The sequence below is a fragment of the Arthrobacter sp. 05T410 genome (assembly GCF_056396505.1).
This window is the reverse complement of the sequence record NZ_JBFTLP010000008.1, coordinates 155,004-162,542: the sequence shown is the minus strand read 5'-3', so window position 1 is coordinate 162,542 and position 7,539 is coordinate 155,004. Positions and strand designations below refer to the sequence as shown.

Here is a 7,539-nt window from a genome sequence, read left to right as displayed (position 1 = left end):
TTCCTCCGCAAACCCCGGCACGGCCTGCAGCACCTGGAAATCTTCGCCACCACGGACCAGTTCGAACACCTGATCACCGTGATGAACACCGCCACCAACCCCCGCACCGGCCCCGACACCGGCCAGGGCACCGCCACCGGCAACACGGCACAGGCCGGACCGGGCGAGGCGGGCGAGGGCGGGGCGGGTGACGGGTCCGCGGCGGCGGATGCGCCAGGCCCGGCTGCGGAGCCCGCCACGGTGGAAGAGGACCCGTCGCTGCCGGTTCTGGACCTCCGCTCCCGGCCCCAACGGCTGCTCGACGGCCTGGTCGGCGCGTGCAAAGCAGCCCTCGCCACCGGAGGGCTGCCCGCCGCGGGCGGGCTCCGGCCCCAGATCATGGCCACCATCGACTACCGCGACCTGCTCACCCGGCTCGGAACGACTCCCGCCGAAGCAAGCGCCCCTGCCAACACCGCACAGCACGGCACCGGAACCAGGCACGGCACCGGGACGCTGCTGTTCACCGGCCCCGTCACCGCCGGCACCATCCGCAAAATCGCCTGCGACGCCGACATCATCCCCGTCGTCCTCGGCGGCGAGGGCCAGGTCCTGGACATCGGCCGCGCCTCCCGCATCTTCCCGCCCCACATCCGCAAGGCCATCACGGCCCGGGACCGCGGCTGCGCCTTCCCACAATGCACCATCCCCGCCCCCTGGTGCGAAGCCCACCACATCACCTACTGGTCCCGCGGCGGAACCACCGGAACCGGCAACGGAACCCTGCTCTGCTCCCATCACCACCACGTGATCCACAAGGAACACTGGAGCATCCAGATGCGCACCGGCATCCCCTGGTTCATCCCGCCACCCCACCTCGACCCAGCCCAGACACCCCGACGGAACAGATACTTCCGCCTGGAGTGACCCCGTGGCCGCCGCGTGACAGAAGCTTGGACGGAGGCGAGCCATGCGGTTCGGACGGCAGCGGGCTGGCCGCCCCGTGAACAGCGGCCCGGACGGACGGCGGGCTGGCCGCCCCGTGAACAGAAGCCAGGACGGCCGGGTGGGCTGAGCGGCTCGCACGTCCAGGCCAAGGTCATGGCCGCGCGGGGGGCAACCCCGAGTCCTCAGTCCTGGGAGCCCCGGGAGCCCTCCGTCTTACGAGTTTTCCCGGGACGTGATACCAAAGCTCGGAGACTGCAGCTCGGTGAAGTTCCCGACGCTGGCACGCACGGTGCACTGGGGCGTGATCTGCAGGGCCGTCACGGTAAGCCCCGCGCTGTCCACCGCGAGCGCCCCGCCGCAGCCGTCGGAGAACCGTACTCCTTTCTCGCCGCCGCTCACGGCGGCGAGCATCTGCGAGGGCTTGCCCGACGCGGGACTGACGTAGAGCGGGTTCAGCTCGTCGGCGCCGCCGGCCCAGACTGGCACGAGGGTGATCTTTAGCGGGCTGGGCGTCACGACGCGCGCCGGAGTACGCACCTCCACGCCCTTCAGGCGCTGGACGGTATAGGCGGTGCCCTTGACGGCAGGGTCCTGCGTCGCGGCCGTCGTCGCCTCGGACCCAGCCCGCAGCCATGCGTCGAGGGCCTGCTGGTCCGCGGGCGACACTGACACCTTGGCGGTGACCTGGGCTGCCCCTCCCGCCGGGACCTCCAACCCCGAGACCTTCCAGCCGCATTCGACGTCAAGGCCGGTGATCGAGGCCTGATTCCTGCTCACCGAAGCCCCGTCCCATGTGACCGCAGGGCACGCTTCCCCATCGGCCAGGCCCGGGATCACCTCAAGGAAATCACCGGACAATGGCGCCTTCTGCGCCGCGTACGCGACAGTCAAGCGGACCTGACCGGAGGACGGCTCATAGGAGGCCTCCCGCGAGATTGTCAGGCCGGTTGGCAGCGCCGCGTCCTGAAGTTGCTTGGACACCTGGCCTTCCGCGGTGGGCCGCATTTGCTGACCTGCAGGGGCGAGGACAACGAACCCCACGACCATCGCGACGACGAGCAGGGTGGCGGCGCCCGCGAGCAGTAACGCTTTGCGAGTGCGCCAGAACGGGGTGGCGACCTGTTCCTCGAGCCGGGCCTCCGCCCGGGGCCGCACTTCGCGACGCGGGATTGGCCGGGCGATGGTGGCGCTGTCGGCCTCCCCGAGCTCGGGAGCCTTCCCGGCGTGGTCATCTGGCGAGCCTGACGCGAAGGCCGCGAGGTCCTCGTCCGTGAAGGCGCCCCGGACGACGGTGGCCGAGCGTTCGACTGCGTCGAAGTCCTCCGGGGCCTCGGTACGCGTGATCGGGCTGCTGCCGGCAAGGCGGGGTGCGAGACGCCGAAGCGTCGCCGCGGCCTCACTCGCCGTCGGGCGTTGGGCGGGGTCTTTGGACAGCAGCGAGTCGAGTATGTTCCATACCGCGTCGTCCACGGGGATCCGTGGCGGGCGCGAGGAAACATGGCGGTACGCGACGCTGAAGTCCGTCCCCGGCCCGGCGAAAGGAGTGCGCCCGGCGAGGAGCTCGTAGAGCATGATGCCCGTTGAGTACACATCGCCCGGCGGGCCGGACCGGCCCTGGCTGATGAGCTCGGGAGGCATGTAGTGCGGGGTGCCGATGAGACCGGTCGTCTGGCGGATCTTCTCGCCCACGACGTCGGAGATGCCGAAGTCGGAGACCCGTACGTCGCCCGCGGCGCACTCGGGCCAGGGGCGGGCGAGGAGCACGTTGTCCGGCTTAATGTCGCGATGGGTCACGCCTCGTGAGTGCGCGAAAGCCAGTGCGTCGAACACTTCGGCGGCGACGTTGAACGCGTCCACGGGACGCAGCGGGCCCGTCTCCTTGAGCGCGTCGCGCAGCGAGCCTCCCTCGACGTAGTCCATGACGATGGCCAACCGCGCGCCTTCCACCACCATGTCCCGCACCGTGACGATGTGCGAGTCCCGCAGGCCAAGCAGGACGGATCGCTCACGGACGAACCGCTCTACGAGCGAGGGATCGTCGGCGTGCTCCGGGCGCAGGACTTTGGCGGCAAGCGTCCGGCCGTCGGCAGAGGTGACGGTCCAGACCTCGCCGACGGCGCCGGAGCCCACCCGTTCGCCGAAGCGGTAGGACGCTCCCAGAGCCTGACCCGTCTGTGCGAATTTCATACCGTACTCCCCAACGCTATCGATCTGATTCTTCAAGGCCCCCGGCCGTCCACTCGTTCGTCGTAGGCGCTCGTAGCCGGGCTCAGCCCTCGGCGCTCATCGACTGGATCAGTGCCAATTGCCCGCCGACGCCGATATATCCACGCCCCGCACTCAGCGCCACCGGCGCCCTGCGCGGGAGTGCGGTGCCCAGCAGTTCGCCGTCGTAATCTGCATCCGGTTGCAGCAGCACGCCCAGGCGGGATTTGCGGAGCGTCTTGGTCCAGTGACTGTACAGCCCGCGGAGATCCGTGGCCCGTCCGGCCGCGATGACGCACAGCCCCGGCTGCCCGGATGTCACAGTCCCCGCGATGGATTGATCGGTGTCCTCGAAGCGCTCTGCGTCGTCGATGAGCAGGAACACTGGGCCGCGCTCGAGGCGCAGGGAGGCCAGCAGGGCCGGCACTTCATCCGTGCCGACGGCCACGCGATCCAGATCGGCGAGGGCCAGGGGCGAGCGGCGATCGCAGATGCCCCACACCTGAGCCGGCCCGCGTGAGGTGGCCGCGCCACGCAGGGCTGCGGCCAGGGCCAGCAGCAGCGTGGACTTTCCCGACCGGGCAGGCCCGGCGACAAGCGCGTGCTCGCCCTCGTAGATTTCCAGGAACGCCGGCGAGAGGTCAGCCTCCTTTATTCCTACCGGGATGAGCCAGGGTTCGGCCTCCAGCCGGGGTTCCACCCCTAGCTCCAGCATGGTGACGTTGGAGGGCAGGCGCCGGATCGCCGGGGTCTTCGCGGGTGCGTGCGCCCAGCTTTGCCGCACGCGATCCACCGCAGCCTCGACCCCGATACCGGGCGTGGCCACATGCATCTGGAGCGAGGTGCGGGGATCCACGCAGCGCCCAGGAAGCGCAGCGGGGATTTCCTTGCCCCGGACGCCGAGCGAGGAGTAGTCGTAGTCGTCCGCCAGCCGGAAGAGCCACTTCTGCAGCGTCACCTCGTTCATGGCCGAGGGCACCGCCTTGGCGCGTGTGGTGGAGACCGCGAAGGACAGTCCCAGCGCCGGGCCGTCCGCGTACGCCCGATACAGCAGCGCCAGCAGCTGCTGCCCTTCGAAATCCTGGAACTCGTCCCGCAGTGAGGCCAGGCCGTCCAGCAGCACCACGGTGCGGCGGTGCCTGCCAGGCTCGGCGCGGCGGCTCTCGAGCTCCGTGTGCAGGTGCCGGAGGAAACGGGCCTGCTGCTCCTTGGCACCGGCCCCGGTTCCCACATACGCCACGGTGTGCGGCAGGCGTTCCAGGGCTTCGAGTTCACGGGAGCCCATGTCGAGGATCATCAGGTCCAGTTCGGCCGGATCGGCGTCCTTCGCCAGTGTCAGCGCGATCGAGGCCAGTGTGGTGCTCGTGCCGGAGCCGGCCACGCCCATGAGCATCAGGTTCCCGACGGACATGTCCCATCCCGCCGCGGACTGGCGCTGCAGCTCCGGCTCGTCGACGATTGCCACCTGGACCGTGGAGCCTCGGACGGCGCCCACCATCGGCAGCGGCCGGCGTGCGGGATCGGTGGGAGTGTCGGACGGTGTGGCGCGACGGCCGCCGTCCGGCTGAGGATGGTAACCCTCCAGCTCCACACGCTCACCCAGGGCCTCCGGCCAGACCTGCCGCGGCTGGGCGTACCCTGCCTCGGCGTTGGCTTCGACAACCGCGTCGATGAGCAGTTCGAGGTCGTTCTCGTCCACGCCCGCAGACCGTGGCGGCGCCGCCGCGGGCACGGGGACGCCGAACTGGCGGATCTCGCGCACGTCCACGGCGGGCCCGGCGCCGAGCTGCGCCCGTCCGGTCACGAGGGCTGTCTGCACGGGGGTGATGTCGTCCTGGCCCAGTTTCACGAATGCCCGGCCCATCTGGGCCCGGCCGATCGCCGAGGCGGCGGGCACACCGATGACGTTGTTGGAGTCGTCGCGGCTCTGCACCCGAAGGGCCACCCGAAGGTTGGTGTTCGCGAGGATGTCGTCGCTGACGACGCCCGCCGGGCGCTGCGTCGCCAGGATCATGTGCACTCCCAGGGTGCGGCCCACTGCCCCCACGCTGACGAGAGCTTTGAGCACGTCCGGGAAGTCCTTGGCCAGCATGGCGAACTCGTCGATCACGAGCAGCAGCCGGGGCATGGGCTCGGCCGGGTTCGTGGCCAGGTAGGCGTTCAGGTTGTCGATGCCCTCGCCGGCCTCCGCGAAGACCCGCTGGCGGCGTTCCATCTCCGCTTCCAGGGCGCGGAGGGCCCGGTCGGCGAGCTGCTCGTCCAGATTGGAGATCGTGCCGATGGTGTGCGGAAGGCGTTCGCATGCCTTGAAGGCGGCCCCGCCTTTGAAGTCGACGAGGATAAAGTTCAGGCGCGTCGGATCGTTGCGTGCCGCGAGGCCGGCCACAAGCGAGCGGAGGAACTCGGACTTGCCGGAGCCGGTGGTGCCGCCCACCAGGCCGTGCGGGCCGTCCTTGACCAGGTCCAGGGTCAGGGTACCGTTCTCCCCTGTGCCGATCGGCGTGGAGACTCCGGTGGGAGCCTGCCACATGCGACGGATCATGGTCGAGTCCGGGCGGTCGTAGCCGAGGAGCCCGGGCAGCCGCACAAGCGGGGGCAGCGAGGCCCCGGGCACGCTCAGCTCCGGATCGTCGAAGTGCGCCACGCGCATTGCGCAGCGAAGGGCCTCCTCCTGGTCCAGGCCCGCCAGGATGACGTCCTCCACGCGGGTCAGGTCCTCCGGCTGGTCCACAGTGGCCGCTGCGTCCGAACCGACCCTGATGATCGTGGTGCAGGAGGCCGGCAACTGTTCCTCCGAAGTCGCGATGACGATGCCCGCCACCCGGGACGGGCGCTGCTGCGGGCTCCCATGGGCCCCCGGCACGGAGCGGCCCGTGCCGAGCAGCGCGCGTGCCGGTGAGTCCCTGCCCTCCGTGAGGACCTCGGAGTCCAGGACCACCAGCATCGCTGGTGTGGGCAGCTCCTGCACAGCGTCCTTGAGCGTGCGCAGCATGGCCAGGCTCGCCTCGCGGTCCGCGGACATCCACCGCTCGCCCGTGCTGCTGCCGGCCTGGCGCGTGTGCGGCAGCCATGAAGCCCACTCCCACTCGTCAGCGCGTCCGGCGTCGCAGAAGACGCCGATGGTCAGGTCGGCTGGGCCGACGTGCACCGCGGCCTGGGCCAGGAGGGATCGCGCGAGCGCCAGAGTCCCCTCCCGCGGCCCGACGATACCCACCACACCGGCGTCGGTCAGGTCCACGAGCACGGGCGCGGCCTGAAGGCGCGCGGCCGCGAGGGAGTCCTTCACCTTCTCATCCAGCCGCGACCCGGCTGTGCGGTCCACCTCGGGCTTCCAGGGGACGTCACCTGTGCCGGCGTGCAGGGCCAGGAAGTCGTCCGCGTCGGCGCGGCGCTGCCACAAGGACGTGGCGGGGAGTGCGGGGCGCCGGACTACGGTCGCGGGATCGGGGATCATCCGATGGCGTCGTGCGGTCTCCGTCGCTGCGGCTTCGCGGATCTGCCGCTCGAATCCTTGGAGCGCCCCGGCGAAGCGCTCGTCCTCTTCTTTGAGGCCCCGGGCGTGACGGCGCTTTTGTTCGAACCACATGCCCACGGCCATGACCGGGCTGAGCATGGCGAACATCGCGAAGCGCAAGTCCCTCAGGATCAAGACCATCGCCGCCGCCATCACGAGGGGCGCGAGCACCGTGATGTAGCTGAATTTGCTGGCCGGCGGCACGTCCTTGCGGCTCGGCGGGACCAGGGGCTCGCCCGCCGGGGTCTGCCCGGGGCGGGGAGGCCGGTTGAAGGGCGCTGTCGCCGCCGGCGTGAGGTTGTGCAGGCTGCCAGGCGGCGGGGCGGGCGTCTCGTCCAGGGACCGGCGCAGGAGGAGCACCGCGCCGCCCGCCGTGATCGTGGCGGTTTCGGTCACCAGGACCCCGTCCTCCCCCACCGGCTCCCCATTGACGAGGGTGCCGTTCGTGGACCCGCCATCGAACACCCGCAGCCCGTCCTCCTCCCGGCGCAGGCGGCAGTGGTCCCATGACGCACTTTCGGTCGGAAGGCTCAGATCGGCGTGAGGGGACCGGCCGATGAGCATCTCTCGCCCGTGCGGAACGTCAGTCACGCCGCCGGTGCTCTGGCCGCCGGCGAGCGTCACGCTCCAGCCGCGCACGCGCTGCGGAATCTGCCACGGCGCCCGCGAGATGCGGCTGCCCTCCAGGAAGATCAGCTCTGAGACGGGGGTGGAACCACGCACCTCGGCCTCGTTCACGAACACCGCCTCATCGGGTGCCAGGCGCGTGCCACCGGCGGCCTCCACGAGGTCTGTCAGCGTCGTGGCGGGCGCGGCGTGAGCCACGTCGCACTCAAAGCGACGCTCGTCCAGGTCGATCAGCACACGCACCGGGCGCTCCTTCAGTGGTGGAT

Annotated in this window: 3 protein-coding genes; 1 reads left to right on the top strand and 2 read right to left on the bottom strand. The window is 70.5% G+C overall.

Annotation, left to right across the window (positions count from 1 at the left end; all coding sequences use genetic code 11):
- Positions 1–906, top strand: a 906-nt coding sequence (locus AC1DFR_RS13075) for a DUF222 domain-containing protein (RefSeq protein WP_476873537.1), incomplete at its 5' end; no start/stop codon positions are given.
- A 234-nt stretch (positions 907–1,140) separates the two neighbouring features.
- On the opposite strand, the gene AC1DFR_RS13070 is transcribed toward AC1DFR_RS13075, so the two are convergent.
- Positions 1,141–3,114, bottom strand: a complete 1,974-nt coding sequence (locus tag AC1DFR_RS13070; RefSeq protein ID WP_476873536.1) for a serine/threonine-protein kinase — start codon at positions 3,112–3,114, stop codon at positions 1,141–1,143.
- A gap of 82 nt (positions 3,115–3,196) precedes the next feature.
- The gene (locus AC1DFR_RS13065; protein ID WP_476873535.1) at positions 3,197–7,516 is read right to left on the bottom strand and encodes an FtsK/SpoIIIE domain-containing protein; all 4,320 of its coding nucleotides are present in this window, start codon (positions 7,514–7,516) and stop codon (positions 3,197–3,199) included.
- Positions 7,517–7,539: the final 23 nt, after the last annotated feature.